The 3089-nt window shown below is 35.3% G+C and carries 6 protein-coding genes; 5 read left to right on the plus strand and 1 reads right to left on the minus strand.

The window, feature by feature from the left end:
- Positions 1–342: 342 nt before the first annotated feature.
- The 5 genes from ruvA (at position 343) to OZD68_RS00730 (ending at position 2867) form a co-directional block, all read left to right on the plus strand.
- A complete protein-coding gene (ruvA, locus tag OZD68_RS00710) occupies positions 343–924 on the plus strand; it encodes a Holliday junction branch migration protein RuvA (RefSeq protein WP_182309818.1) in 582 nt (193 codons plus the stop codon).
- Positions 921–1901: a Holliday junction branch migration DNA helicase RuvB gene (ruvB, locus tag OZD68_RS00715; protein ID WP_182309817.1), complete on the plus strand. Its 981-nt coding sequence runs from the start codon at positions 921–923 to the stop codon at positions 1899–1901. Before ruvA ends, ruvB begins: the two co-directional genes overlap by 4 nt.
- A gap of 77 nt (positions 1902–1978) precedes the next feature.
- Positions 1979–2152, plus strand: coding sequence for a hypothetical protein (locus tag OZD68_RS00720; protein ID WP_259366090.1), 174 nt, complete (start codon positions 1979–1981; stop codon positions 2150–2152).
- Positions 2130–2471 carry a hypothetical protein gene (locus OZD68_RS00725; protein WP_259366089.1) on the plus strand — a complete coding sequence of 114 codons (342 nt, stop codon included), beginning with the start codon at positions 2130–2132 and terminating at the stop codon, positions 2469–2471. The genes OZD68_RS00720 and OZD68_RS00725 overlap by 23 nt, the downstream gene beginning before the upstream one ends.
- Positions 2472–2867, plus strand: coding sequence for a hypothetical protein (locus OZD68_RS00730; protein WP_259366088.1), 396 nt, complete (start codon positions 2472–2474; stop codon positions 2865–2867).
- 73 nt (positions 2868–2940) lie between these two features.
- Here the strand turns inward: OZD68_RS00730 and OZD68_RS00735 are convergent.
- Positions 2941–3089 (minus strand): transposase (locus OZD68_RS00735; protein ID WP_275008740.1); only part of this gene is annotated, 149 nt, incomplete at its 5' end.

A 3089-nucleotide genomic window follows, 5' to 3' on the forward strand; every position in this document is an offset into this window, starting at 1 on the left:
AAAAGAAACCCTAGGGTAGCTAGTTATTCACTATCCATTTTTTAAGTTGGCGTTTTTTTATGTTTTAAACGCTTTATAGGCGCGTTTCAGCTTATGTAGGTAGAAATTTTATAAGACATAAGGTGCACATAGTGCAAAAAATTAAACATGATACGCCAGATACGTGAGTTTTTTTGTCATTTAATCTGTACAGAGAAGACAAATAAATAGCTTCAGTGTTTATGATAAGGGGGCTGGCGGAGTTTGTCAAGTGGTTTTTTAGCCACGTTTCCCTGTTATAATGTTCGTTTGCTTGACCTAAGATCCAGGAGTATTTAAACTGAACCCTATACAGTGCTAAAAATGATAGGAAATATAAGCGGAATAGTTGATGAAGTGCGCAGTGATCACATAATCCTGAATGTGAATGATGTTGGCTATATGGTGTATCTTTCAGCCAAAACTTTAAATGCATGTTCCATCGGAAGTAGAGTTAAATTACTTATCGAAACCTATGCAAATAACAGAGAAAATGTCGCTCAGCTATATGGTTTTATAAGCAAAGAAGAACAGCAGTGCTTAAGGTTGCTTGTCAAAGTAAGCGGCGTTAGCTATAAAACTGCAATGTCAATTTTGAGTAAATTAACTCCAGAACAGCTATTTTTGGCAATTATGAATGAAGATAAAGTAGCACTCAAGATGAGTGGACTTGGCTTGAAACTCATAAATCGAATCATCACTGAATTGAGTGGCAAAGTAAGTAAACTAGAAATAAATAACAATAACTTTAATCCAATTAATGAAGATGCCCTTTCAGCATTGATCAATCTTGGATATGAAAAAATGAAAGCTTATGATACGATAAAGAAAATACAAGACGAATCGTCAAATCTGGACACTAAGGATATTATTCGCATAGCGCTTAAGGAGCTCTTAACATTATGAAATCAATATCGTGCGGTAAAGAATATACTGAAGATGTGCGCAATATCAACATCAGGCCTGAGCAACTTGATGATTTTGTCGGGCAAAAAGACTTAATACAAAATTTAAAAGTGTTTATAAACGCTGCACAGACGAGAACTGAAGCTTTAGATCACGTCTTATTGTACGGTCCTCCAGGGCTTGGCAAAACAACTTTAGCACAAATTGTTTCTAAAGAATTAAGAGTTAGCTTTCGCGCAACTTCTGGTCCTTTACTTAGTAAAGCTGGAGATTTGGCCGCAGTGCTTACCACTTTAAATGCAAAAGATGTTCTATTTATCGACGAAATCCATAGATTAAATCGCAGCATCGAAGAAGTTTTATATACTGCTATGGAAGATTTTTGCTTGGACATATTGGTAGGTGAAGGTCCATCTACTCGCACTTTAAGGATAGATCTACCACCATTTACGCTAATTGGAGCAACAACACGGCTTGGATTACTTTCTGCGCCACTCAGAGATCGTTTTGGCATTCCTTTGCATCTTGAGTTTTATTCCTTTGAGGAGCTGGTTAATATTATAAAAAGAGGCGCAAGAGTTCTTTCTGCTGAAATTGAAGAGGGTGCTGCGCGGGAAATTGCCTGCCGTGCCCGCGGCACTCCAAGAATTGCTTTGAGGTTACTCAGAAGAATAAGGGATTTTGTTGAAGTGAAAGATGATAAAAAAATTACTTATGAAGTCGCTGATTCTGTATTACTAAAATTGGGTGTAGATAAAATGGGACTCAATAAACTTGATATGAATTATCTAAGATTTTTATTCAACACTTCAGGCCCTGTTGGAATTGACACCATATCTATTGCGCTATCCGAAGATGTTGGCAATATTGAAGAAACAGTAGAACCTTATTTAATCAAAATTAGTTTTGTAAAGCGCACACCAAGAGGGCGCGTTCTAACAGATCAAGCAAAGGAGTATTTGAGCTTTCAACATTAAACATCATAATTTATATTGACTAATTGGCGTGGTATCTATATGCTAACATTTATATATTAAAAATAATGGAGGCATATATGTTAACTAATAGCACTGAAACTGTATCTTTAATTGAAACTTCTTCTAATCTAAATATCACTCCTTCTGATAATAATTCGATTTCGGATACTAAAAATGTACCTAAATCAGCACTAGATGAGAATGTACCTAAATACGTCACTCTTAATAATGCAGAACAACACTTCTACTAATACCACTAATAAAAAGAAACCAAAACCTTATATTCATAAGGATAGTAATGGTATATGTACATATACTGCTCGGGATGAGAATAAATATGGTGGTAAGAACATTATAGGCAAAATTGCTGAACAAATTAAAGAAGAGATATCTAAAAATATAGAAAATAATGATATAGAATTTATAAAACTTAAAGAAAGCAAAAATGAAGATAATATTATTGAGCCTGCCGTAAGAATTGCGATAGGTAGTAATACAAAAGAAATAAGCATGAGTGACATTCTAAATAACGATTTGTGTAAACAATATGGCGTGAAAGCAATTACATGATTGCTACCTCAAAGTAAAGCAAGGGGGCTACGTTGCCGGGTTGATGAACATGGAACAAGAATTTATGAGGTAGCTAATGGTTCATATCAAATGACTTTAAAGTGGAATGCTCAAGGAAAAGAATGTAATATTAAAATTAATATTCATGATAATTGCTCCGTAGAACTTATTGAGGGTAATGGTGTTACTATGGAGCAATTAGCTGCACATAAAGAAGTAAAAGTAGGAAGGCAATATGAAGCAAAGCCTTTGCATGAAGTGTTAGCATCACAATTGCCACAAACACAATTACAACAAAGCTCTGAAGAAGTAAAATTTTTGGAGCAGCATTCAACAAATGTAGAAGACTTGAGCGGCGCATCACAAAAGCATCAAGCTCCTGCTGCTTCAAAATAGGTAAAGTAGTGAAAATTCAGTATAAGTTGCTTGCATCTGCAAGTATAGCATTTCTCATAATAGTCCGAACAGGTCATAGGAAGGCAGAATCAACAGCACGACGAAAGGATTCGAATAGAGGAATGTCTTTCCTGGCTCTGTTTTTTATAGCAAACCAATGATGCTCAATTTTGTTGAAATCTGGAGAATAAGGCGGCAGATACAAAATTTCTGCACCAACCC

Origin of the sequence: Wolbachia endosymbiont of Drosophila bicornuta (assembly GCF_028982105.1) — a bacterium.
Classification (GTDB): Bacteria; Pseudomonadota; Alphaproteobacteria; order Rickettsiales; family Anaplasmataceae; genus Wolbachia; species Wolbachia pipientis.